The organism is Pseudomonas sp. A-R-19 (assembly GCF_019956575.1).
Taxonomy (GTDB): Bacteria; Pseudomonadota; Gammaproteobacteria; order Pseudomonadales; family Pseudomonadaceae; genus Aquipseudomonas.
Genome location: NZ_JAHBDR010000049.1, coordinates 163,882 through 187,538, shown reverse-complemented (window position 1 = coordinate 187,538; position 23,657 = coordinate 163,882). Strand labels below are relative to the sequence as shown.

The window sequence follows — 23,657 nt, the reverse complement described above, 5'->3', positions numbered from 1 at the left end:
ATACACCGATAGCCTGGGGTTATACCTCGGCACTGCAGGAGCGAGCCCTGCTCGCGATGGGCTTGCTCGCTCCTACAGAAACGTTGAAAGCTCGTTGAAAGCAGGGCATGACATAACCCGGGGCTATCACCCGATTTCAAGTTTTGATTAGACGGTTATCAATGAGCCTTCGATAGTGCTCGACAACACCCATTCCGTAGGAGCCGGCTTGCTGGCGATAGCGGTGTGACAGGCGCCGGCTCCTACAGATCGAACGTTTGCATCACCACAAAAATAATAAAAGAGGTACGCACCATGGCTCGTTCCAGTGCTTCCCTGTATCTGCCTGGCGCAGATGCTGCGCCCGCAACGGTGGCGAAACCGCAGATGGCAACCGCCAAGGCCAGTAATGTGCGTTGGCGGATCTTCGCGATCATCTTCGCGTTGACCATGGTCAACCTGATCGACCGGGTGTCGCTGTCCATCGCGATGCCGACCATTGCTCATGAATTCTCCCTGTCACCTAGCCTGCAAGGGCTGATCCTCAGCAGCTTTTTCTGGGCATACGCATTGTTGCAGATTCCCGGCGGCTGGTTGATCGATCGCTTAGGTCCGCATCGGGTCATCAGTTGGTCCACCGGATTGTGGGGGACGTTTCAGGTGCTGGCGGCGTTTGCCACCGGTGGCTTGTCCTTGTTGTTTGCCCGGGTTGCACTGGGCGCTGCCGAAGCCCCGCTGTTCCCGTCGGGCGGCAAACTGATTTCCCTGTGGCTCGCACCGAACGAGCGCAGTCGCGGTGCGGTATTGATGGACAGCGGCAGCCCGCTGGGTGTGGCCCTTGGCGGGTTGATCATTGCCTACCTGATTGCCTCGCTGGATTCCTGGCGCCTGGCGTTCGTGATTGCCGGTATCGCCACCCTTGTACTGGCCTGGCTGGCGCGGCGTTATCTGCGCGATGACCCGGCCAGCCATCCGCAGGTCAATGAAGCGGAGCTGGAAAAGATCAACGTCGGCCGCGCCACACCGGCCGCCGAAGCCGTGCGGATGCCGGTCAAGGGCTTGGGCATTGCGGCCCGTTCCCTGAGCGGTTTGCTGATCGGCCGGGCCAGTTGGGCCATGGTGTATTTCGGTTTGCTGACCTGGGGGCCGAGCTATCTGGCCCAGGCCCGCGGCTTCGATATCAAGGGCATCGGCGCGGCGACTTTCGTGATTTTCATCTGCGGTGCGCTCGGCTCGTTGACCGGTGGCTTCCTCTGCGATGGTTTGATTCGCAAGGGCGTCAGTCGCGGTGTGGCGGTCAAGAGTCTGCTGGCGTTTTCCGGTCTGGTGGCCCTCGGTGCATTCCTGTTGCTGCCGACCCTGAGCGATCCTTTTGCGGCGGTGGCGCTATTGGCCATGACCGCGTTTTTCCTGATGTGGGGCAGTCTCTACTGGAGCTTCCCGGCGCTGCTGGCAGCTCCGGCGCGGGTCGGTTTGATCGGCGGCGTGATGAACATGGCCGGCAGCACCGGTGGCATTGCGGTGCCAATTCTGGTGGGCGTGATTCTGCAAGCGGCCGGCGGTTTTGCCCCGGTGCTCGGGTTCTTCGCGGCGTGCTCGGCGGTGTTTGTTCTAGCCACGTTGTTTATCAGCCTGGATGAGGTGCGTCATGACTAAGTTGTGGGACGGCCCGATCATCGACGCCCATCATCACTTCTGGGACCCAACGATCAACGATCACCCGTGGCTCGCCCCTGAAGCCAGTGTTCCGTTTCGCTACGGTGATTACAGCGCCATCAAGCGCCGCTATTTTCCCGAGGATTACTTTGCCGATGCCGGCTCCCATAACGTCGTGCAAACGGTGTACGTCGAGACTGAATGGAACCCCCAGGACCCGATTGGCGAAACCCGTTTCATCGAGCAACTGGCCGCCCGTTACGGCGTGCCGAATGCGGTTGTTGCGCAAGCCTGGCTCGACCACCCGGACGCCATCGATGTCCTGACCGAACAGGCGCGCTTCAAGCATGTGCGCAGCGTTCGGCACAAACCCGGCGGGCCGGCCACGCCGCAACAAGTCGGTCACATGCGCAGCCTGATGAGCGATGAGCATTGGCGTCGCAGCTATGCCGCGCTCGAAGGGCTGGGCCTGCATTTCGATTTGCAGACACCCTGGTGGAACCTGCACGAAGCCGAACGCCTGGCCCGGGACTTTCCCGGCATCACGCTGATTCTCAACCATGCCGGTTTGCCCAACGACCGCAGTGCCGAAGGCCTGGCGGGCTGGCGTCTGGCGATGGCGCGACTGGCGCAATGGCCGAACGTGCGGGTGAAGATTTCCGGCCTGGGGCAGGGCGGCCAGCGCTGGCGTGCCAAGGATAACGCCTGGATCGTGCGCGAAGTGATCGCCATGTTCGGCAGCGACAGAGCGATGTTCGCCAGCAACTTTCCGGTGGACAGCCTGTGCGGCTCGTTCGACGACATCTACAGCGGTTTCAAATCCATCGTCGCCGATTTGCCAATGGCCGATCAGGAGCGACTTTTCCATAGCAACGCGCAGCGGGTCTATCGCTGCGAGCCTTGCGCCATTGACCGGGCGCGGCCTGAACCCTTGAGGAGTGAAGCATGAGCAAATCCACCATCGCGATGGTCCTTGGCGACCCGGCAGGCATCGGCCCGGAACTGATCGCCCGCTTGCTCGGCGAGCCCGACGTGCGCGCTCAGGCCAACGTGATCCTGATCGCCGACGAAGCGGAAATGCGTCGCGGCATGCGCATCGCCGGGATGGAGTTTCCCTATCGTCGCGTCGAGTCCCTGGAGCATCTGGCATTCGTCGATGACACGCCGTTGTTCTATGACTTTCGTGGCGACACCGTCGGTGAGTTTGCGCGCAGTGAGGCCAGCGTCATCGGCGGGCGCTATAGCCTCGACACCCTGGAAAAGGCCCTGCGCCTGACCGAAGCGGGCATCACCGATGCGGTGCTGTTCGGGCCCTTGAACAAGACCTCGCTGCACATGGCCGGCATGGCGCACAGCGATGAGTTGCACTGGTTCGCCGAGCTGCTGGACTTCCACGGGCCGTTCTGCGAGTTCAACGTGCTCGACAACCTCTGGACTTCACGGGTGACCTCCCATGTGGCCCTGGCCGATGTACCAGGCCTGCTCAGCCAGCAACGGGTGGTGGAAGCGATTCAACTGATCGACACGGCGCTCAAGCGCAATGGTCTGGAGAAACCACGAATCGGTGTGTGTGGCTTGAATCCGCACAACGGCGACAACGGCTCGTTCGGTCGCGAGGAACTGGACATCATCGGCCCGGCCGTCCGCTCGGCGCAGACGCTGGGGATCGCGGCGGACGGGCCGTATCCGGCCGACACTATTTTCCTCAAGGTCCAGGGCGATGCCAGTGCCTTCGACGCGGTAGTGACCATGTACCACGATCAAGGCCAGATCGCGATTAAGCTGATGGGTTTTTCCCGTGGCGTGACGGTGCAGGGCGGTCTGCCGATTCCGATCACCACCCCGGCCCATGGCACTGCGTTCGACATCGCGGGGCAGGGTAAGGCGAATGCCGGTGCGATCCGCCAGGCGTTCGAGATTGCCTGCCGGATGGGTCGCAACCGCCACTGACATCACGCAATACCCCTGTAGGAGCCGGCTTGCTGGCGATGCGGTCTGGCAGACACTTTTCAGGTGCCTGACGGACTGCAATCGCCAGCAAGCCGGCTCCTACAGTTTTGTGGAAAGGCTGATAACTCGATCTACTCAATAATCGGTTTTTCCTATCACCCCAGGTTATCGCCGGATACGCATAAGTGATTATCCGCAACCCTTTGCGCTGGCTAAAGTCGCTCCATCGAATGAACGCAACCGGCCACTTTCGGCCACGGCGATCAAGCGAATGACAACTACAAAAAGCCCGCCTTGTCACTTCCGCAAGGCACATACCGGCAGCAAAAGGAACCTTCACATGACCCGCCCAGATTCCGCCCTGGCGCTGTCCAGCGCTATCTCCAAAAGCCGGCTTCGCCTGCTGCCGTTTCTGATCCTGATGTACATCCTGGCGTTCATCGATCGCTCCAACGTCGGCTTCGCCAAAGCGGCGTTGCAGGCCGACACCGGGTTGGGCGATGCCGCGTTCGCGTTCGGCGCGAGCATCTTCTTCATCGGTTACGCGTTCTTCGAAGTGCCTAGCAATTACATGCTGCATCGCCTCGGCGCCAAGGTCTGGCTGTGCCGGATCATGGTCACCTGGGGCCTGGTGTCGGCGGCGATGATGTTTGCTCACAATGCCGAAACTTTCTACGTGCTGCGCTTCCTGCTGGGTGTGGCTGAAGCCGGGTTTTTCCCGGGGATCATCCTTTACCTCACCTACTGGTTCCCGGCGCAGAGCCGTGGCCAGGCGCTGGGCCTGTTCTATTTCGGCCTGCCCCTGGCGCTGGTGTTGGGCAGCCCGTTGTCCGGCTGGTTGCTGGAATTCCACGGCGTGTTCGGCCTGACCAACTGGCAATGGCTGTTCGTTGTCGAAGGCTTGATGGCTTCGGTAGTCGGCATCGCGGCGTACTTCTACCTGGTCAATCGCCCAAGCGACGCGACCTGGTTGAGCGTTGAAGAAAAACAGGCGCTGGGCACTGCCCTGGCCGAAGAAGACGCACAGAAAAAACACAGCAGCCCCCACGGTTTCCTCAGTGCCTTGCGCAACCCTCGGGTGCTGCAATTCTGCCTGGCGTATTTCACCATTCAGATGAGCGTGTACGGCGTGGTGTTCTACCTGCCGACCCGTATAGCAGGTTTGCTTGACGGGCATGTTGGCCTGAACGTCGGCCTGATCACCGCAATCCCGTGGATCTGCGCGCTGATCGTGACCCGCCTCGTCACTCGCTATGCCGACCGTACCGGCCAGCACCGTCACCTCGCCGTGTGCATGCTGACCATGGCTGCCCTTGGTATCGCCGCCTCCGCGCTGGGTACGAGCATGGTGCCGGTTGTCCTCGCGTTCTGCTTCGCGGCTGCCGGTTTCGTCTCTGTGCAACCGCTGTTCTGGACCATCCCCACCAGCTACCTCAGCGGTGCCGCCGCGGCGGGCGGGATCGCCCTGATCAACTCTATCGGCAACCTCGGCGGCTTCGTTGCACCGAACCTGAAAACCGTGATGGAAAGCAGTTTTGCAGACCCCCGCGCCGGCATGTTCGCCCTGGCCACGGTTGGCATTATCGGCGCCGTCCTGCTGTCCCGACTTCGTACCACCCACACCCCTAAATCCCCCTCGCAGCTCACACCGGCTCAGGTTGGCTGATCACTACCCAAGCGTTAGCAAGGAACTGTATTCATGAAAATCAAAGCGATCCGTACCCGCGTTTTCGAGTGGAAAGGCAAAGTCGTGCCACCCCAGGCGCACTTCTGCACCAACGCCAGCGACATCCTGTTCGAACGTGGCGACGCCATGGGCTCGTTCCGTTTCCACGGCTGGCTGGTGGTAGAAGTCGAGACCGACACCGGCCTCGTTGGCATCGGTAACTGCGCCCTGGCGCCGCGTGTGGCCAAGGAAATCATCGACACCTACCTGGCACCGATCGCCATTGGCGAAGACCCGTTCGACAACGAATACATCTGGCAGAAAATGTACCGCCAGAGCCACGCCTGGGGCCGCAAGGGCATCGGCATGGCGGCGATCTCGGCGATCGACATCGCGATCTGGGACATCATGGGCAAAGCGGTGAACAAGCCGGTGTTCAAGCTGCTGGGCGGGCGCACCAAGGAAAAGATCTGGACCTACGCGTCCAAACTCTACGCCAACGACAACCTCGACCTGTTCCTCGAAGAGGCCCAGGGCTATCTGAGCCAGGGTTTCACCGCGCTGAAGATGCGCTTCGGCTATGGCCCGAAAGACGGCCCGGCCGGCATGCGTCGCAACATCGAACAAGTGCGCGCCCTGCGTGAGCTGGCCGGCCCTGACGTCGACATCATGCTCGAATGCTACATGGGCTGGACCCTCGAATATGCGCGTCGCATGTTGCCGAAACTGGCCGAGTTCGAACCTCGCTGGCTCGAAGAACCGGTGATCGCCGATGACATCGAAGGCTACATCGAACTGAAGAAGATGGGGATCATGCCGATCTCCGGCGGCGAGCACGAGTTCACCTCCTACGGGTTCAAGGACCTGCTGGAACGCCGTGCCGTCGATGTGATCCAGTACGACACCAACCGCGTAGGCGGTATTACCGCCGCGCGCAAGATCAACGCCATGGCCGAAGCCTGGTCGGTGCCGGTCATCCCGCACGCCGGGCAGATGCACAACTACCACCTGACCATGTCCACCACGGCCTCGCCGATGGCCGAGTTCTTCCCGGTGTTCGATGTCGAAGTCGGCAACGAGCTCTTCTACTACGTGTTCAAGGGCGAGCCGCAACCGGTCAACGGCTACATCCAGCTCGACGACAACAAACCGGGGCTGGGTCTGGAAATCTCCGATGAGTACCTGAGCGATTTCAACATCATCGAGTGACCGTCCGGCGTCGCTCAGCGGCGGCGCCCAACACGACTTTTCGGAGGGCCGACATGCGCCTGATTCAGTTTGAAAACACCGACGGACAACGCCAGGTCGGCTTGGTTGAAGGGGCTCAGGTCCAGGTGTTGCGTGATACCCGCAGCACCCGTGAACTGGCGGTGGCCGCCATTCGTGCCCAACGCAGTCTGCAAGAAGAGATCGCCCTGCGCGGCACCGAGCCCGGACCGGATTACGCAACGCTGTTGCAGCAGGGCAAGGTCCTGCCGCCACTGGACCACGAGGACCCGGCGCATTGCCTGATCAGTGGCACCGGTCTGACCCATTTGGGCAGCGCGGCGACGCGGGACAAAATGCATCAGCACGACGGCGCCGTCGAAGCTGGCATGACCGACACCATGCGCATGTTCAAGTGGGGGCTGGAGGGCGGCAAACCGGCGGCAGGGCAGGTCGGCGCGCAACCGGAATGGTTCTACAAGGGCGACGGCAGCATCGTCGTGCGCCCCGGTGCGGATTTCCCGGTGCCGCCATTCGCCGAAGACGCCGGTGAAGAGCCGGAACTCACCGGCTTGTATGTGATTGGCGATGATGGCCAGCCGTACCGCATCGGTTTCGCCCTGGGCAACGAGTTCTCCGACCACGTCATGGAACGGCGCAACTACCTGTACCTCGCCCATTCGAAGTTGCGCTGCTGTTCCTATGGCCCGGAACTACGCGTCGGCGAGTTGCCCAGGCATCTGGTCGGCACCAGCCGGATCAAGCGCAACGGTGAAACGATCTGGGAAAAGGAGTTTCTCAGCGGCGAGGACAACATGTGCCACAGCCTAGCCAACCTGGAGTTTCATCACTTCAAGTACGCGCAGTTCCTGCGTCCTGGTGATGTGCACGTGCATTACTTCGGCACCGCCACGCTGTCGTTTGCCGACGGGGTAAAGACCCAGCCGGGAGACAGCTTCCAGATCAGCCTCGATGAGTTCGGCGCGCCGCTGGTCAACGGTATCGGCGAAAGCGCCCAGCCGCTTGGCATCGGTCAGGTGCGCACGCTTTAACCCTTGTAGGAGCCGGCTTGCTGGCGATCGCAATGGCAATGGCGCAATGATCATCAACGTCGCGCGCCAAATCGCTATCGCCAGCAAGCCGGCTCCTACAGGTCTGCATTTGACCAAGGAGTCCATATGACCCAGTTTCTCGGACACAACTACATTGGCGGTCGCCGCAGTGCCAACGGCACGACGCAGCTGCAAAGCCTCGATGCAACGACGGGCGAAGCGCTCTCCGGATTCTTCATTCAGGCATCCGAAGCCGAAGTGGATGCCGCCGCCAAAGCCGCCGCCAGCGCTTACCCGGTTTATCGCAACCTCAGCGCTGAAAAGCGCGCAACGTTCCTCGATGCCATCGCCGATGAAATCGACGGGCTGGGCGATGAGTTCGTCGCCACCGTGTGCCGCGAAACCGCGTTGCCGGCCGGGCGTATTCAAGGTGAGCGCGCACGCACCAGCGGCCAGTTGCGCCTGTTCGCCAAGGTGCTGCGTCGCGGTGATTTCCATGGTGCGCGCATCGACCGCGCATTGCCGGATCGGCAGCCGTTGCCACGCCCGGATCTGCGTCAGTACCGCATCGGCCTGGGGCCGGTTGCAGTGTTCGGCGCCAGTAACTTCCCGCTGGCGTTTTCCACAGCCGGCGGCGATACCGCTTCGGCACTGGCCGCCGGTTGCCCGGTGGTGTTCAAGGCCCACAGCGGACACATGGCAACTGCCGAGTGGGTGGCTGACGCGATCATCCGCGGCGCGGAAAAAACCGGCATGCCGGCCGGTGTGTTCAACATGATTTATGGCGGCGGTGTCGGCGAATGGCTGGTCAAGCATCCGGCGATTCAGGCGGTCGGCTTCACCGGCTCACTCAAAGGCGGCAATGCCCTGAGCCACATGGCTGCTAACCGGGCGCAGCCGATCCCGGTGTTCGCCGAGATGTCGAGCATCAACCCGGTGTTCCTGCTGCCCGAAGCCCTCAAGGTGCGTGGCGAGCAGATCGCGGCGCAATTGGCCGGCTCGGTCACCCTGGGCTGTGGCCAGTTCTGCACCAATCCGGGCTTGGTCATTGGTGTGCGCTCGCCGCAGTTCAGTTCTTTCCTTGAGACATTCTGCGCCCACATGAACCAGCAACCGGCGCAAACCATGCTCAACGCCGGCGCGCTGGTCAGCTACAGCCGGGGTCTTGGCGAACTGCACGAGCATCCGGGCCTGACCCATCTGGCGGGCCGGCCACAACAAGGCAATCAGGCTCAACCGCAGGTGTTCAAGGCCGATGTCAGCCTGTTGCTCAAGGGCGATGAGTTGTTGCAGGAGGAAGTGTTCGGGCCGACCACCATTGTCATTGAGGTCGAGGATCGGGCGCAGTTGGCGGCGGCGCTGCATGGCCTGCGCGGGCAATTGACGGCGACGTTGATCGGCGAGGCCGAAGAATTGCTGGAGTACCGCTGGCTGGCTGAGTTGCTCCAGGAGAAGGTCGGAAGGATCTTGCTCAATGGCTATCCGACCGGGGTCGAAGTCTGCGAGGCCATGGTGCATGGCGGGCCGTATCCGGCGACGTCTGACTCGCGGGGCACCTCGGTGGGCACCCTGGCGATCGATCGCTTCCTGCGGCCGGTGTGCTTCCAGAACTATCCGGATGCGTTGCTGCCCGAAGCGTTGCAGAACGGCAATCCGCTGGGAATTCGGCGGTTGGTGGATGGGGAGATGAGTGCTTCGGCCTTGTGATTGTCGGTGTCTGGGCTATCGCCTTCGCGAGCAAGCCCGCTCCCACACTGGATCTGTTGTGAACGCATAATTTGTGAACACTCTGATCAAATGTGGGAGCGGGCTTGCCCGCGAAGGCGTCATCCGACTCGCAACAACCCTACCGGTCAGCCACCAGGCCAGGTTTCACCGCAGCCGGCTTCAACACCAGCCACAACGCCAGCGCAATCAACATCCCGCCATAGACATGCGCCATCGACAGCGGCTCATCGAGAAACAGTCCCCCCCACAACACCCCGAACAGCGGGATCAGGAAGGTTGTGGTCATCGATTTCACCGGGCCAATGGAGCTCAGGAGCCGGAAGTAAATAATGTACGCAAACGCCGTGCATCCCAGACCCAAGCCCAGCAGCGATAGCCACACGCTCCAGCCGCCCCAACTCGCGGGTGGTTGGCTGATCACGCTGTAGCCGAACAGCGGTAGCAGGAACAACGTCGCGCCGAGCATGCTGCCCAGTGCCGACAAACGGCTGTCGAGGCCACCGGCCTGATCGAGCCAGCGCCGGGCGAGAAACCCCGCAAAGCCGTAGCAAGTGGTCGCGAGCAGGCAGGCAACGGCACCCATCAGCAGTGCCATATCGAACGCCACCGGACCGGCACGGGTCAGCACGCCCACACCGAACAGCCCCAGGAACACGCCGCCGAGCTTGGCGCCAGTGAGCTTTTCATGGAAAAACAGGCCGCCGATCAGCACCCCCATCAATGGTGTCGTGGCATTGAAAATCGACGAGTAACCGGCTGGTAGCACCTGCGCGGCCACCGAATAGAGCGTCGCCGGAATCCCGGAGTTGATCACCCCGAGCAGCATCACGGTTTTGAGTTTGCCCTTGAAATCCCAACTGATGCGCATCAGCCCGAGAATCACCAGCAGTCCGGCAGCGGCGATGGATACTCGGAAAAACGCGGTTGGAATGCTGCCAATCACCGGGGCGATGATGCGCATGAACAGGAAACTCGCTCCCCAAATGGCCGCCAGGGACAGTAAACGGAAAATATCGACGGGGTTCACAGCGCGGTCCTTCCTTGATGGAGGGGCGAAAGTGTTGCTGAGTGTGTGATCGATGGCAACCGAAAACCGGGCATTCAATTCGCCCGCAAAATTACGCTTCTCCTGCACCTGCTTCACTGGCTAAGCTCAGGGCTCCCGAATTCCCGCAGAGGTCTCACCATGCCGCAGCAATGGCCAGCCGCCGACATCGCCCGCTTGATCCTCGATGGCTTTGACGATTACCGCGAGCATTTTCGCCAGATCACCGACGGCGCCCGGGCTCGCTTCGAACAGGCCAAGTGGCAAGAGACACAATCGGCGTCGGCGGCGCGGATCAATCTGTACGAAGACAAAGTCGCTGAAACGGTGGCGCGCCTGCGCACCGCGTTTGACCCAGGCACCCTGGACGTCAGCTGCTGGCCGCTGGTCAAAAGCGCCTATATCAGCCTGATCGACCTGCGCTTCGACGATGAACTGTCCGAGACCTGGTACAACTCGATCTTCTGCGGGCTGTTCAGCCACGACCTGATCAGCGATGGCTGCATGTTCATCCACACCACCCGGCCGAGCCTGCGCCGGGCCCGGGCCGCGCAAACCCGCACCTACAAGCCGCAAGGCCAATTGTCGGCCATGCTCGCCAGCATCTTCGCCGACTACCGCTTCAGCGAGGATTACGCCGACCTGTCCGGCGACCTGAAGCGCCTCGAAGCGCAACTGCGCGAGAACCTGCCGGACTGGGTATGCAAGGACCCGGAGCTGAGCGTCGAACTGTTTTCCTCGGTGCTCTACCGCAACAAGGGCGCGTACCTGGTCGGGCGCATCTACACCGCCGACGAGCAATGGCCGCTGGCGATTCCGCTGCTGCACCTCGAAGGCCGCGGCATCCAGATCGATGCGCTGATCACCGATGAGGCGGACGTGTCGATCATCTTCTCCTTCACCCGTTCGTATTTCATGGTGGATGTGCCGGTGCCGGCGGAGTTCATCGGTTTCCTGCGGCGTATCCTGCCGGGCAAGCACATTGCCGAGCTGTACACCTCGATCGGCTTCTACAAGCACGGCAAGTCGGAGTTCTACCGGGCGCTGATCAACCACCTGGCCAACACCGACGACCAGTTCATCATGGCCCCCGGTGTACGCGGCATGGTCATGAGCGTGTTCACCCTGCCGGGTTTCAACACCGTGTTCAAAATCATCAAGGACCGTTTCTCGCCGTCGAAAAACGTCGACCGCGCCACGGTGATCGAAAAGTACCGTTTGGTGAAGAGTGTCGACCGCGTCGGGCGCATGGCCGATACCCAGGAGTTTGCCGATTTTCGTTTTCCCCTGAGCAAGTTCGATCCGGCATGCCTGGAGGAACTGCTGGAAGTTGCGCCGTCCACGGTCTCGGTGGAAGACGATACGGTGCTGATCCGCCACTGCTGGACAGAACGGCGCATGACCCCACTGAACCTCTACCTGGAGAACGCCAACGAGGCGCAGGTGCGCGAAGCCCTGGAAGACTACGGCCTGGCGATCAAGCAACTGGCGGCGGCCAACATCTTTCCCGGTGACATGCTGCTGAAGAACTTCGGCGTCACCCGTCACGGCCGCGTGGTGTTCTACGACTACGACGAGATCTGCTTCCTCACCGAGGCCAACTTCCGCCACATCCCGCAACCGCGCACCCCGGAAGACGAAATGGCTTCCGAACCGTGGTATTCGATCGGGCCGCTGGACGTGTTCCCGGAAGAGTTTCCGCCGTTCCTGTTTGCCGATTTCGGGCAGCGCAAGCTGTTCGATCAGTTGCATGGCGAGTTGTACAACGCCGATTACTGGAAAAGCCTGCAGGAAGCGATTCGGGGCGGCAAAGTGATCGATGTATTCCCGTATCGGCGTAAAGGCCTCGACAGCGAGTAGCACCGGTACGCATCCCTGTAGGAGCGAGCTTGCTCGCGATGGTCGTTAACGGTGACGCGGGAAACCTGACACCCCGTGGCGTTCTTGAGTTCATCGCGAGCAAGCTCGCTCCTACAAGGGATCTCGCTCAACCTTCAAATCTGCGACAATCGCCCCCCTGCGCCACTAGACGACTGAATTGCGTACCCGATGACCGACGAATCGCCCTCCATCGACAAACTGCTGATAAACCTCGATCACGCCATGCTTGCCGACCGCCACCGGCTGCGGCGGCAGTTGCTTGAGCTGCGCAAGAAACCCGACGAGGCCAAGCTGGCCCAGTGGGTTGCGCGCATGCAGGCGTCCTGTGAGCAGGTGCTGGCGCGCCGCGCCAGCCTGCCGGTGATTCGTTACGACGACAGCCTGCCGATCGCCGCCAAGCGCGACGAAATCAAGAAGGCGCTGGAAAAGCACCAGGTGTTGATCATCGCCGGTGAAACCGGGTCGGGTAAAACCACCCAGTTACCGAAGATCTGCCTGGAAATCGGTCGCGGCCAGCACGGCTTGATCGGCCACACCCAACCGCGCCGGATCGCTGCGCGCAGCGTCGCCAGCCGGGTCGCCGAAGAGCTCGGCACGCCGCTGGGCGCGCTGGTCGGCTATCAGGTGCGTTTCGAGGATCAGAGCGATTCCAACACCCTGATCAAGCTGATGACCGATGGCATCCTGCTGGCGGAAACCCAGAACGACCGCTACCTGGAACGCTACGACACGATCATCGTCGACGAGGCCCACGAACGCAGCCTCAACATCGACTTCCTGCTCGGCTATCTGAAAACCCTGCTGCCGCGTCGTCCGGACCTGAAGGTCATCATTACTTCGGCAACCATCGATCTGGAGCGTTTCTCCAAGCATTTCGATGATGCGCCGATAGTCGAAGTTTCCGGGCGCACTTTTCCGGTGGACACCTGGTATCGCCCGCTGACCCTGGAGCAGGACGAAGAGGGCAACCGCGTCGAGGACGACCTGACAGTGGATCAGGCGATTCTCGCCACCCTTGATGAAATCGCCGCCTATGAGCGCAGCGAAGGCCGCAGTCCCGGTGACGTGCTGGTGTTCCTGCCCGGTGAGCGCGAGATTCGCGACGCCGCCGAAATGCTGCGCAAGGCCCAGCTCAAGCACACCGAAATCCTGCCGCTGTACGCACGGTTGTCGCCGGCCGAGCAGCAGCGGATTTTCCAGTCGCACCCGGGCCGTCGCGTGGTCCTGGCGACCAACGTCGCGGAAACCTCGCTGACCGTGCCGGGTATTCGCTACGTGATCGACAGCGGCACCGCGCGCATCAGCCGCTACAGCTACCGCGCCAAGGTTCAGCGCTTGCCGATCGAAGCGGTATCCCAGGCCAGCGCCAACCAGCGTAAAGGTCGATGCGGGCGGGTCGAGCCGGGTATCTGCATCCGCCTCTACAGCGAGGAAGACTTCCTCGGGCGCCCGGAATTTACCGATCCCGAAATCTTGCGCACCAACCTCGCCGCCGTCATCTTGCAGATGTTGCATCTGCGCCTCGGCGAAGTCACCGAGTTCCCGTTCATCGAGCCGCCGGACGGCAAGGCCATCAGCGACGGTTACAACCTGCTGCAAGAACTCTCGGCGGTGGATCGCAACAGCCAGCTGACCCCGCTCGGTCGTCAACTGGCGCGACTGCCGGTGGACCCGCGCATGGGGCGCATGTTGCTGGAAGCGGCGAAACTCGGCAGCTTGCAGGAAGTGCTGATCGTCGCCAGCGCCATGTCGATCCAGGACCCGCGCGAGCGTCCGCCGGAGCGTCAGCAAGCGGCGGATCAAGCCCACGCCCAATGGAAGGACCCCGACTCGGACTTCGCCGGGCTGGTCAATCTGTGGCGCGGATTCGAGGAGCAGCGCCAGGCGCTGACCGCCAACCCGCTGCGCAACTGGTGCCGCAAGAATTTCCTGAATTACCTGCGCCTGCGCGAATGGCGCGATTCCCATCGCCAGCTGAGCCTGATCTGCCGCGACATGCAGTTGAGCCTCAATAAAGAGCCGGCGGACTATCCGAAACTGCACAAAGCGGTGCTGGTGGGCTTGCTCAGCCAGATCGGCCAGAAAACCGAAGAGGGTGATTACCTCGGTGCGCGTCAGCGGCGCTTCTGGATTCACCCGTCGTCGGGCATCGGCAAGAAGCGCCCGCAATGGTTGATGACCGCTGAACTGGTGGAAACCACCAAGCTCTACGCGCGGATGGTGGCGAAGATCGATGCCGACTGGATCGAGCCGCTGGCCGGGCACCTGATCAAGAAAAACCATTTCGAACCCCACTGGGAGAAGAAGCGCGGCCAGGTCGTGGCGTTCGAGCAGATCACCCTGTTCGGGCTGATCGTGGTCGGGCGCCGGCCGGTGCATTACGGCCCGGTGGACCCGGTGGTGTCGCGGGAACTGTTCATCCGCGAAGCGCTGGTGCGCGGTGAAATCCAGTCCAAGGCCAAGTGCCTGGCGGCCAACAAGCAGTTGCTGGAACAGCTCGACGAACTGGAAGCCAAGGCCCGTCGCCGCGACATCCTCGCCGACGAAGAAACTCTGTACGCCTTCTACGATGCGCGTCTGCCGCCGGAGATCCATCAGACCGCGACCTTCGACAGCTGGTACCGGATCAACAGCCAGAAAGACCCGCAACTGCTGATCATGCGCGAAGAGGACGTGCTGGCCCGCGAAGCCAGTGAAGTCACCGCCCAGCATTACCCGGACACCTTGCACATCGGCGATCTGGAATTGGCCCTCAGCTACCACTTCGAACCGAATCACCCGCGCGACGGCGTGACCCTGCGCGTGCCTGCACCGCTGTTGCCGATGCTGCCGCCGGAACGCCTGGAATGGCTGGTGCCGGGTGTCATCGAAGCCAAGTGCATTGCCCTGGTGCGCAACCTGCCCAAGGCCTTGCGCAAGAATTTCGTGCCGGTGCCGGACTTCGTCAAGGCGGCGTTGCAGCGCATGACCTTTGCCGAGGGCTCGCTGCCCCAGGCTTTAGGGCGCGAGCTGCTGCGCATGACCGGTGCGCGGGTCAGCGATGAAGCCTGGGCCGAGGCGGCGCAGCAGGTTGAAAGTCATCTGCGGATGAACCTGGAAATCGTCGACGCCCAGGGCAAGTTCCTCGGTGAAGGTCGCGACCTGGCGGAACTGACGGCGCGTTTCGCCGAGGCCAGCCAGGCGGCGTTGGCCGTGCCGCAAACCGCGAAGAGCCAGCAACCGGTGGAGCCGAAAGTGTTCGCCGCCGTGGCCGAGAAAACCCAACAGAAGATCGCCGGGCTGTCGATGACGGTCTATCCGGCGCTGGTGGAGGAGAGCGGTACGGTCAAGGAAGGGCGTTTCTCGACCCCGGCCGAGGCCGAGTTCCAGCATCGCCGTGCCTTGCAGCGCCTGCTGATGCAGCAACTGGCCGAGTCGGCGAAGTTCCTGCGTGGCAAGTTGCCGGGCCTGACTGAACTGGGCCTGCTGTATCGCGACATGGGGCGTGTCGATGCACTGGTGGAAGACATTCTGCTGGCCAGCCTCGACAGCTGCATTCTCGAAGGCGAAGACCCGCTGCCTCGCGATGGCGCCGGATTGGCGTCGCTGGCCGAGCGCAAACGTGGCGCCTGGACCGAGCACGCCGAGCGCGTGGCGAAGCTGACCCTGGAAGTCCTCAAACTCTGGCACGGCCTGCAAAAGCGCTTCAAGGGCAAGATCGATCTGGCACAAGCCGTGGCCTTGAACGACATCAAGCAGCAGCTCAGCCACCTGGTCTATCCGGGTTTTGTCCGGGAAACGCCGATGCAGTGGCTCAAGGAATTACCGCGTTACCTCAAGGCCATCGAGCAGCGTTTCGAGAAAATCGGTGCCCAAGTGCAGCGCGACCGGGTCTGGAGCGGCGAATTGTCCGGCCTGTGGACGCAGTACCAGACCCGCGCCAACAAACACGCCCAGGAAGGCAAGCGCGATCCGCAGCTGGAGTTGTATCGCTGGTGGCTGGAGGAGTATCGGGTTTCGCTGTTTGCGCAACAGTTGGGAACCAAAGTGCCGATCTCCGACAAGCGCCTGAACAAGCAGTGGAGTCAGGTAGAGCCCTGACACAATCCCTGTAGGAGCGAGCTTGCTCGCGATGGTCGTCAACGATAACGCTGGGAACCTGACACCCCACGGCGTTCTCTGGTTCATCGCGAGCAAGCTCGCTCCTACAAGTATTGCGTTGCTCTCGCAAAAGGCGCCAAAACCCAAGCTTTATGGCAAACTTCGCGACCATAAACGCCAGTTTCGCGACCTGGAGCCTTCGACCAGGTTGCGAGCAGGAATAAAGCGATGCCAGGTTTGCGTCCCCCGGATGGGAATAGACCCTTTGTGTATTGGTACGACGGTGCCAATGCTTTCTGCCTGAACAGATTAGAGACACGACCATGCATAACGTCGTCATCAGCGGCACCGGCCTGTACACCCCGGCCAACAGCATTTCCAACGAAGAGCTGGTGCAGTCTTTCAATGCTTACGTCGCGCAATTCAACGCCGACAACGCTGACGCCATCGCGCGCGGTGAAGTGCAAGCGTTGACCGAGTCCAGCGCAGCGTTCATCGAAAAAGCCTCCGGCATCAAGAGCCGCTTTGTCATGGACAAGGAAGGCATCCTCGACCCGCAACGCATGGCTCCGCGCCTGCCGGAACGTTCCAACGACGAATGGTCGGTGCTTTGCCAGATGGCCATCGGCGCGGCCGAGCAAGCCTTGCAACGCGCGGGCAAGACCGCTGCCGACATCGATGGCGTGATCGTCGCCTGCTCCAACCTGCAACGTGCCTACCCGGCCATTGCCATTGAAGTGCAGGAAGCGCTGGGTATCCAGGGTTTCGGTTTCGACATGAACGTGGCCTGTTCTTCGGCGACTTTCGGTATCCAGACCGCCGCCAACAGCGTGAAACTGGGCCAGGCCCGGGCGATCCTGATGGTCAACCCGGAAGTCTGCACTGGCCACCTGAACTTCCGTGACCGTGACAGCCACTTCATCTTCGGTGACGCTGCCACGGCGGTGATCATCGAGCGTGCTGACCTGGCGACGTCCAAGTTCCAGTTCGATATCGTCAGCACCAAGCTGCTGACCAAGTTCTCCAACAACATCCGCAACAACTTCGGCTTCCTCAACCGCGCGGCGCAAGAGGGCATCGGCGCCAAGGACAAACTGTTCGTGCAGGAAGGCCGCAAGGTGTTCAAGGAAGTCTGCCCGATGGTGGCCGAGCTGATCGCTGAGCATCTGCAGGAGAATCAGCTCAACGTCAGCGACGTGAAGCGCTTCTGGCTGCACCAGGCCAACCTCAGCATGAACCACCTGATCGTCAAGAAGCTGTTGGGCCGCGACGCCACCGAACAGGAAGCGCCGGTGATTCTCGACACCTACGCCAACACCAGCTCCGCCGGTTCCGTGATTGCCTTCCACAAGAACCAGGACGATCTGCCGGCCGGTTCGCTGGCTGTGCTCAGTTCGTTCGGTGCCGGTTATTCGATTGGTAGCGTGTTGCTGCGCAAGCGCTGAGCTTGAATAGACTGTCGCAGCAGATGAAAAAATCGCAGCCCAAGGCTGCGATTTTTTTTGCGGTGGGCTTTTGTGGCGAGGGGGCTTGCCCCCGTTCGACTACGCAGTAGTCGCAGGTCAGGTTGACGCGGTGCTCCAGGAAAATAGCAGTGGCTGGTTTTGGGATCGCTGCGCGATCCAACGGGGCGGTGCGGCGTTCCGACAAGCCCCCTCGCCACAAATGAACATTTTCAGGCGGGGATGTGAAAACAGACTCGCGTTGATGCATCGGAGGATGATGGGGACCGACACACCAACGCCAGGCTGTAAAAGGGGCTCAGGCATCCTTGCCAGAGTCGTATAGCGGGTGAGTCAGAACTTGGCTTCGGCATCCAGTTGCAGGGTGTTGATGTCCGAATCCTTCTTGTTGATGTTGGCGTTGGTCTGGTCCGAAGTCGCCATGAAGTAGGTCGCGCCCAGGGCAAAGTTCTTGTCCAGGTCGTAGCTCACTTTCAGCTTGCTGCCGCGTGAACCGGTGAAGCCGTTGGCGAAGTCGGAGTCGGTGAAGGCGCCAACCACAGCGTTACGCTGCACGTCGCGGTAGTTGTAGTCCAGGTTGAAGCCATAGATCTTCGACTTCACACCGGCCAGCCAGCCAGTGTCCTGGTCGTTGCTGGCATCGGTGTTGTTGACGTACTGACCGTAGATCGACAGCGGAACTGGCAGGTTGCTGAAGTCCAGCTGGCCAAAGCCTTCGTACAGTTTGAACTGTTCGCCCGGGCTGTTGCCGTTGACGGCCAGTGCGCATGGCGCGGTGACTGTGCCGCTGGTAGGGCAGGCGCTGCTGTCGTCGTTGTCGTAGGCGTAGAGACTGCCGCCCAAGGTCATTTTCATGCTGTCGGTGATGGCGAAGCGCGCACCCAACTGGCCGGCGTACAGGCGCAGGTCGTGCTTGAACTGCACGCCTTCGCCGTCGACGTTGTCCTTGAGGGTGTAGTGACCGGCGCTACCGAACAACTCGGTGCTGCCGCTCAGCGGGTACTTGTAAGTAACGGCCAGACCTTCCGGGTTGATGTCGCTATCCCAGATGATGTCGCCCATGCTCACCCATTGTTGCGGCATCTTGCCGCCAACCAGGTGCAGGTTCTTGATCGCGTCCGGGTGGTAGTCGATGTAACCCTGGTCCAGCCAGATCTGCTTCTTGTCGAAGTAGTTGTTCAGGTCCTGGTTGGTCGAGCGAGCGTCGTCGTTGCTGCCGGTGGCGATACGGATACCGGTGTCGACCTGCGGGTTGATTTCGCTGTAGGCACCCAGGCGGGCACGAATGCGCTGGCGGTCCTGGTCCTTGTTGTTCGGCACGCCATCGTTGTGGACGTTTTCCTGACGGAAGCGCACGTCGCCCTTGAATTGGGTCTTTGCCGCCCAGGCAAGCTTCTGGTCGAAAGCGCTCAGTGTGTCGGTTTTCTTCGCGGTGGCCGCGATTTGCTCGTTGGTCTCTTGCTGAGCCTGACGGGCGATCTGCTGGTCTTTCTGATCCCTGGCCAGCTCGGCTTGCAGTTCGCTGTACTGCGCGTTGGTGATCGAGCCGTTAGCCTTGAGCATGTCGAGCAGTTTGGCGTCGACTGCGGCACTGGCCGGAACACTCATGGCCAGCAACAGGCCACCGCACAAGGCCGCCGCAGTTTTCGTGGAAGCAAGACGCATATCAATCTCCGAAGATGAGAGGGGATGACAGAGCCATCCGGGACACAACCGACCATAAGGGGCGGAAAACTGTGGCCGGGTATAACCCGGCGCTCTAAAAACAGGCGCCAGTATCGCGATGGTTTATTACAGAGCAGTGGCAATGTGATGTCATGTCGATGACGATACAAAGTCGCCCTGAACTATTGAGTTAGAGCACTGTCGTCGAATTGACCGTGTGCAAAGGAGTGCGATCGGCGATACTCGCGGGGCTTTCACGCCATGAAGAGTGAGGATGGTGATGCCGTTGCAACGCCTGCAAAAACTGTCAGAAATCGCCCCGCAGACGTGGGACGCACTGGTGCCCGAGACTCAGCCTTTTCTGCGTCACGCTTTTTTGAGCGCACTGGAAGACAGCGGCAGCGTCGGCCCTCATACCGGCTGGCAGCCCGAGCATTTGCTGCACGTTGAAGGTGACCGCCTGATCGCCGCGCTGCCGGGTTATCGCAAGTGGCATTCCTACGGCGAGTACGTGTTTGATCACGCCTGGGCCGATGCCTGCGAACGCGCCGGCATCGATTACTACCCCAAACTGTTGAGTGCCGTGCCGTTCAGTCCGGTCACCGGGCCGCGACTGTTGGCGGCCACGGTCGAAGACGGTTTCGAGTTGTTGAAAAGCCTGCCGGGCTACCTTGAGCTTGAAGGGCTGTCCAGCGCGCACATCAACTTCACCGATCCGTTCACCGACGCGGCCTTGAGCGAGCAGCCGGGCTGGCTGCAGCGCGTGGGCTGTCAGTATCACTGGCAGAATCGTGGCTACCGGGATTTCCAGGACTTCCTCGACGTGCTCAGTTCGCGCAAGCGCAAACAGATGCGCAAGGAGCGCGAGCAGGTGGCCGGGCAGGGCTTCGAGTTCGAATGGCTGGAGGGGCGGGAACTGAGCCAGGCGCAATGGGACTTCGTCTACGCCTGCTACGCCAATACCTATGCGGTGCGCCGGCAAGCGCCGTACCTGACACGGGAGTTTTTCAGCCTATTGGCCGAACGCATGCCGGAATCGATTCGCGTGGTGCTGGCCAAACAGGGTTCACGGCCGGTGGCGATGGCGTTCAGCCTGGTGGGGGGCGACAGCTTTTATGGCCGTTACTGGGGATGCCTGGCGGAGTTCGATCGCCTGCATTTCGAGACCTGTTTCTATCAGGGCATGGACTACGCCATCGCCAACGGTTTCCGGCGTTTCGATGCCGGGGCCCAGGGTGAGCACAAATTGATTCGCGGATTCGAGCCAGTCATTACCCATTCCTGGCACTACTTGCGGCATCCGGGATTGAAGGCGGCGGTGAAAGACTTTCTGGAGCAGGAGCGGTTGGGAGTGCTGGCGTATGCAGAGGAGGCGAAGTCAGCCTTGCCTTATCGACAAGGCTGATCTTCAGCGTTTCAGCTTTCTTCCTTGCCCAGCCAGCGATACAGCACGCCGCCGACCACTGCACCGAGTAGCGGTGCGACCCAGAACATCCACAGTTGTTGAATCGCCCAGCCGCCGACGATCAGCGCCGGGCCGGTGCTGCGCGCCGGGTTGACCGAGGTGTTGGTGACCGGGATAGAGATCAGGTGGATGAGCGTCAGCCCCAGGCCGATGGCAATCGGTGCCAGGCCAGCCGGTGCACGTTTATCGGTGGCGCCGAGGATGATCAGGATGAACATTGCGGTCATCACCAGTTCAGTGACAAACCCTGATGCCATCGAATAACCACCGGGTGAGTGTTCGCCATAGCCGTTGGACGCCAGGCCGCCGGCCAGTTCGAACCCGGGTTTGCCGCTGGCAATGAAATACAGCAGGGCGGCTGCAATCACGCCGCCAATGACCTGGGCAACGACGTAGGCCGGCAATTCACTGGCCGGAAACCGCCCACCCACCACCAGGCCGAGGGACACCGCAGGGTTGAGATGACAACCGGAAATATGGCCGATGGCGAAAGCCATGGTCAGCACTGTCAGGCCAAACGCGAATGACACCCCGAGAAGACCGATCCCCACATCCGGAAAAGCCGCTGCCAGCACCGCACTGCCGCAACCACCCAACACCAGCCAGAACGTACCTACCAACTCTGTAGCCGAACGTTTTAACAGAGACATAGAGAGTGCCCTTTCGAGATTATGCTGCCTTGTGCATCCAGCCGATGGACTGCAGAACCACCTCCAGAACGTTGAAGTGAGTACAGCACGGTTTTTTCAGAATTCCAGTGAGCAAAAAAAACCGCCAGGACCCGTGTTTGACAGGCTCTGGCGGTTTTTTATGATCTTCCTGCGTCACTTGACCTCGTGTGGGAGCGGGCTTGCCCGCGAAGGCGGCGGGTCATTCAACATTGATGTCGACTGACACGGCCTATTCGCGAGCAAGCCCGCTCCCACAGGTTTTGTGGCCTCCGCAATGCTCAATCGATCCCGACAAACCCACCGGTCTGGTGTTGCCACAACCGTGCATACAGACCGCCATGGGCGAGCAGTTCGGCGTGGGTTCCGGTTTCGGCGATCTTTCCGTCTTCCAGCACCACCAGCCGGTCCATCCGGGCGATGGTCGAGAGCCGGTGAGCGATGGCGATCACGGTTTTGCCCTGCATCAGGGTTTCCAGGCTTTCCTGGATCGCCGCTTCGACTTCCGAATCCAGTGCCGAGGTGGCCTCGTCCATGATCAGGATCGGTGCGTCCTTGAGCAACACGCGGGCAATGGCGATGCGCTGGCGCTGGCCGCCGGAAAGTTTCACCCCGCGTTCGCCAACGTGGGCATCGAAACCGGTGCGACCTTCAGCGTCCGACAGTGAAGGGATGAAACCGTCAGCCCGGGCCTTGTGCACCGCTTCCCAGAGTTGCGCGTCGGTGGCATCGGGCTTGCCATACAGCAGGTTGTCACGGATCGAGCGGTGCAGCAGCGAGGTGTCCTGGGTGATCATGCCGATGCGTTCGCGCAGGCTTTCCTGGCTGACGTCCGCGATGTTCTGGCCATCAACCAGGATGCGTCCGCCTTCGACGTCGTACAGGCGCAGCAGCAGGTTGACCAGGGTCGATTTGCCGGCACCGGACGGGCCGATCAGGCCGATTTTCTCGCCAGCCTTGATGGTCAGGTTGAGGTCGCCAATGATCCCGCTCTGCTTGCCGTAGTGGAAATCCACTTGTTCGAAGCGCACTTCGCCACGGGCCACCGCCAGGGGTTTGGCCTGGTCGCGGTCGGTGACGCTGACCGGTTGCGAGATGGTCTGCAGGCCGTCCTGGACCATGCCGATGTTTTCGAAGATGCCGGTCACCACCCACATGATCCAGCCGGACATGTTGACGATGCGGATTACCAGGCCGGTGGCCAGGGCAATCGCCCCTACGCTGATCAGCGACTGCGTCCACAACCACAGGGCCAGGCCGGTGGTGCAGACGATCAGCAGGCCGTTCATGCTGGTGATGACCACGTCCATGCTGGTGACCACACGGCCGGCCAGTTGGGCTTTTTCGGTCTGTTCCTTGATCGCTTCGCGGGCGTACTGCTGCTCGAAGTTGGTATGGGCGAACAGCTTCAGGGTGGTGATGTTGGTGTAGCCGTCGACAATCCGCCCCATGAGTTTGGAGCGCGCATCGGACGCCACCACCGAGCGATCCTTGACCCGTGGCACGAAATAGCAAAGGGCGCCGATGAAGGAGAAGATCCACGTCAGCAGCGGGATCATCAGGCGCCAGTCGGCTTCGGCGAACAGCACCAGGGAACTGATGGCATAGATCAGCACATGCCACAACGCATCCACGGCCTGCACGGCGGAATCGCGCAGCGAGTTACCGGTTTGCATGATGCGCTGGGCGATGCGCCCGGCGAAGTCGTTCTGGAAGAAATTCAGGCTCTGCTTGAGCACGTAGCTGTGGTTCTGCCAGCGGATCATGCTGGTCATGCTGGGGCTCAGGGTCTGGTGCACCAGCAGGTCATGCAAGCCCACGAATATCGGGCGCAACACCAGTGCAACCACCACCATCCAGGTCAGTTCGAGGGCATGGTCCTTGAACAGATTGACGTTCGGCGTGCCCTGGGCCAGGTCGATGATGCGGCTCAGGTAGCTGAACAACGCCACCTCGATCAAGGCACCAATCAGGCCGACGAACAGCAGGGCGGCAAAGCTCGGCCAGACCTGCTTGAGGTAATAGGTATAAAAAGGGAAAACCCGGTCCGGCGGAGACGCCGTCGGTGCTTCACGGAAAACATCGATCAGTTTTTCAAAACGGCGATAAAGCATGTTGTTTTCGCCCGCGAACGGGCTCTCCTTTAAACGGTT

General features: G+C 61.2%; 15 protein-coding genes. 11 read left to right on the top strand and 4 right to left on the bottom strand.

Annotation, left to right across the window (positions count from 1 at the left end; translation table 11 throughout):
* Window positions 1-366 precede the first annotated feature (366 nt).
* The 7 genes from KGA88_RS12670 (at window position 367) to KGA88_RS12640 (ending at window position 9,216) form a co-directional block, all read left to right on the top strand.
* Complete coding sequence (locus KGA88_RS12670; RefSeq protein ID WP_223591503.1) at window positions 367-1,635, top strand: MFS transporter; 1,269 nt, start codon at window positions 367-369, stop codon at window positions 1,633-1,635.
* Window positions 1,628-2,584, top strand: a complete 957-nt coding sequence (locus KGA88_RS12665; RefSeq protein WP_223591395.1) for an amidohydrolase family protein — start codon at window positions 1,628-1,630, stop codon at window positions 2,582-2,584. Before KGA88_RS12670 ends, KGA88_RS12665 begins: the two co-directional genes overlap by 8 nt.
* Window positions 2,581-3,585: a 4-hydroxythreonine-4-phosphate dehydrogenase PdxA gene (locus tag KGA88_RS12660; protein WP_110658519.1), complete on the top strand. Its 1,005-nt coding sequence runs from the start codon at window positions 2,581-2,583 to the stop codon at window positions 3,583-3,585. Before KGA88_RS12665 ends, KGA88_RS12660 begins: the two co-directional genes overlap by 4 nt.
* Before the next feature lie 340 nt (window positions 3,586-3,925).
* Entirely contained in the window at window positions 3,926-5,251 is a 1,326-nt protein-coding gene (locus tag KGA88_RS12655; RefSeq protein ID WP_223591387.1) for an MFS transporter, read from the top strand.
* A 33-nt stretch (window positions 5,252-5,284) separates the two neighbouring features.
* Window positions 5,285-6,460 carry an L-rhamnonate dehydratase gene (locus KGA88_RS12650; protein ID WP_015096352.1) on the top strand — a complete coding sequence of 392 codons (1,176 nt, stop codon included), beginning with the start codon at window positions 5,285-5,287 and terminating at the stop codon, window positions 6,458-6,460.
* Window positions 6,461-6,513: 53 nt separating this feature from the next.
* Window positions 6,514-7,509, top strand: coding sequence for an AraD1 family protein (gene araD1, locus KGA88_RS12645; protein ID WP_223591384.1), 996 nt, complete (start codon window positions 6,514-6,516; stop codon window positions 7,507-7,509).
* Between the two features lie 126 nt (window positions 7,510-7,635).
* Window positions 7,636-9,216: an aldehyde dehydrogenase (NADP(+)) gene (locus KGA88_RS12640; RefSeq protein WP_223591382.1), complete on the top strand. Its 1,581-nt coding sequence runs from the start codon at window positions 7,636-7,638 to the stop codon at window positions 9,214-9,216.
* Between the two features lie 139 nt (window positions 9,217-9,355).
* On the opposite strand, the gene KGA88_RS12635 is transcribed toward KGA88_RS12640, so the two are convergent.
* Window positions 9,356-10,264: a DMT family transporter gene (locus KGA88_RS12635; RefSeq protein ID WP_223591380.1), complete on the bottom strand. Its 909-nt coding sequence runs from the start codon at window positions 10,262-10,264 to the stop codon at window positions 9,356-9,358.
* A gap of 159 nt (window positions 10,265-10,423) precedes the next feature.
* On the opposite strand from KGA88_RS12635, the gene aceK reads away from it, so the two are divergent.
* The 3 genes from aceK to KGA88_RS12620 all read left to right on the top strand — a co-directional run bounded on the left by aceK (window position 10,424) and on the right by KGA88_RS12620 (window position 17,688).
* Complete coding sequence (aceK, locus tag KGA88_RS12630; protein ID WP_223591378.1) at window positions 10,424-12,142, top strand: bifunctional isocitrate dehydrogenase kinase/phosphatase; 1,719 nt, start codon at window positions 10,424-10,426, stop codon at window positions 12,140-12,142.
* 189 nt (window positions 12,143-12,331) lie between these two features.
* Entirely contained in the window at window positions 12,332-16,243 is a 3,912-nt protein-coding gene (hrpA, locus tag KGA88_RS12625) for an ATP-dependent RNA helicase HrpA (RefSeq protein WP_223591376.1), read from the top strand.
* 323 nt (window positions 16,244-16,566) lie between these two features.
* Window positions 16,567-17,688: a beta-ketoacyl-ACP synthase III gene (locus KGA88_RS12620; protein ID WP_110660045.1), complete on the top strand. Its 1,122-nt coding sequence runs from the start codon at window positions 16,567-16,569 to the stop codon at window positions 17,686-17,688.
* Between the two features lie 351 nt (window positions 17,689-18,039).
* Here the strand turns inward: KGA88_RS12620 and KGA88_RS12615 are convergent, their stop codons facing one another.
* A complete protein-coding gene (locus KGA88_RS12615; RefSeq protein WP_110660044.1) occupies window positions 18,040-19,371 on the bottom strand; it encodes a putative porin in 1,332 nt (443 codons plus the stop codon).
* A 280-nt stretch (window positions 19,372-19,651) separates the two neighbouring features.
* Between KGA88_RS12615 and KGA88_RS12610 the strand changes: the two genes are divergently transcribed.
* Window positions 19,652-20,776, top strand: coding sequence for a GNAT family N-acetyltransferase (locus KGA88_RS12610; protein WP_110660047.1), 1,125 nt, complete (start codon window positions 19,652-19,654; stop codon window positions 20,774-20,776).
* 11 nt (window positions 20,777-20,787) lie between these two features.
* On the opposite strand, the gene aqpZ is transcribed toward KGA88_RS12610, so the two are convergent.
* Together aqpZ and KGA88_RS12600 are read right to left on the bottom strand one after the other, a co-directional pair.
* The gene (gene aqpZ, locus KGA88_RS12605) at window positions 20,788-21,486 is read right to left on the bottom strand and encodes an aquaporin Z (RefSeq protein ID WP_110660043.1); all 699 of its coding nucleotides are present in this window, start codon (window positions 21,484-21,486) and stop codon (window positions 20,788-20,790) included.
* Between the two features lie 299 nt (window positions 21,487-21,785).
* Complete coding sequence (locus KGA88_RS12600) at window positions 21,786-23,618, bottom strand: ABC transporter ATP-binding protein (RefSeq protein WP_110660042.1); 1,833 nt, start codon at window positions 23,616-23,618, stop codon at window positions 21,786-21,788.
* Between the last annotated feature and the right edge of the window lie 39 nt (window positions 23,619-23,657).

Excerpts from the sequence above, each read along its gene's own strand:
- KGA88_RS12640 (WP_223591382.1), top strand. The coding sequence starts at position 7,636 with ATGACCCAGTTTCTCGGACACAACTACATTGGCGGTCGCCGCAGTGCC.
- aqpZ (WP_110660043.1), bottom strand. The coding sequence starts at position 21,486 with ATGTCTCTGTTAAAACGTTCGGCTACAGAGTTGGTAGGTACGTTCTGG.
- aceK (WP_223591378.1), top strand. The coding sequence starts at position 10,424 with ATGCCGCAGCAATGGCCAGCCGCCGACATCGCCCGCTTGATCCTCGAT.
- KGA88_RS12655 (WP_223591387.1), top strand. The coding sequence starts at position 3,926 with ATGACCCGCCCAGATTCCGCCCTGGCGCTGTCCAGCGCTATCTCCAAA.
- KGA88_RS12615 (WP_110660044.1), bottom strand. The coding sequence starts at position 19,371 with ATGCGTCTTGCTTCCACGAAAACTGCGGCGGCCTTGTGCGGTGGCCTG.
- KGA88_RS12670 (WP_223591503.1), top strand. The coding sequence starts at position 367 with ATGGCAACCGCCAAGGCCAGTAATGTGCGTTGGCGGATCTTCGCGATC.
- KGA88_RS12650 (WP_015096352.1), top strand. The coding sequence starts at position 5,285 with ATGAAAATCAAAGCGATCCGTACCCGCGTTTTCGAGTGGAAAGGCAAA.
- araD1 (WP_223591384.1), top strand. The coding sequence starts at position 6,514 with ATGCGCCTGATTCAGTTTGAAAACACCGACGGACAACGCCAGGTCGGC.
- KGA88_RS12600 (WP_110660042.1), bottom strand. The coding sequence starts at position 23,618 with ATGCTTTATCGCCGTTTTGAAAAACTGATCGATGTTTTCCGTGAAGCA.
- KGA88_RS12620 (WP_110660045.1), top strand. The coding sequence starts at position 16,567 with ATGCATAACGTCGTCATCAGCGGCACCGGCCTGTACACCCCGGCCAAC.
- KGA88_RS12610 (WP_110660047.1), top strand. The coding sequence starts at position 19,652 with ATGCCGTTGCAACGCCTGCAAAAACTGTCAGAAATCGCCCCGCAGACG.
- KGA88_RS12660 (WP_110658519.1), top strand. The coding sequence starts at position 2,581 with ATGAGCAAATCCACCATCGCGATGGTCCTTGGCGACCCGGCAGGCATC.
- KGA88_RS12665 (WP_223591395.1), top strand. The coding sequence starts at position 1,628 with ATGACTAAGTTGTGGGACGGCCCGATCATCGACGCCCATCATCACTTC.
- hrpA (WP_223591376.1), top strand. The coding sequence starts at position 12,332 with ATGACCGACGAATCGCCCTCCATCGACAAACTGCTGATAAACCTCGAT.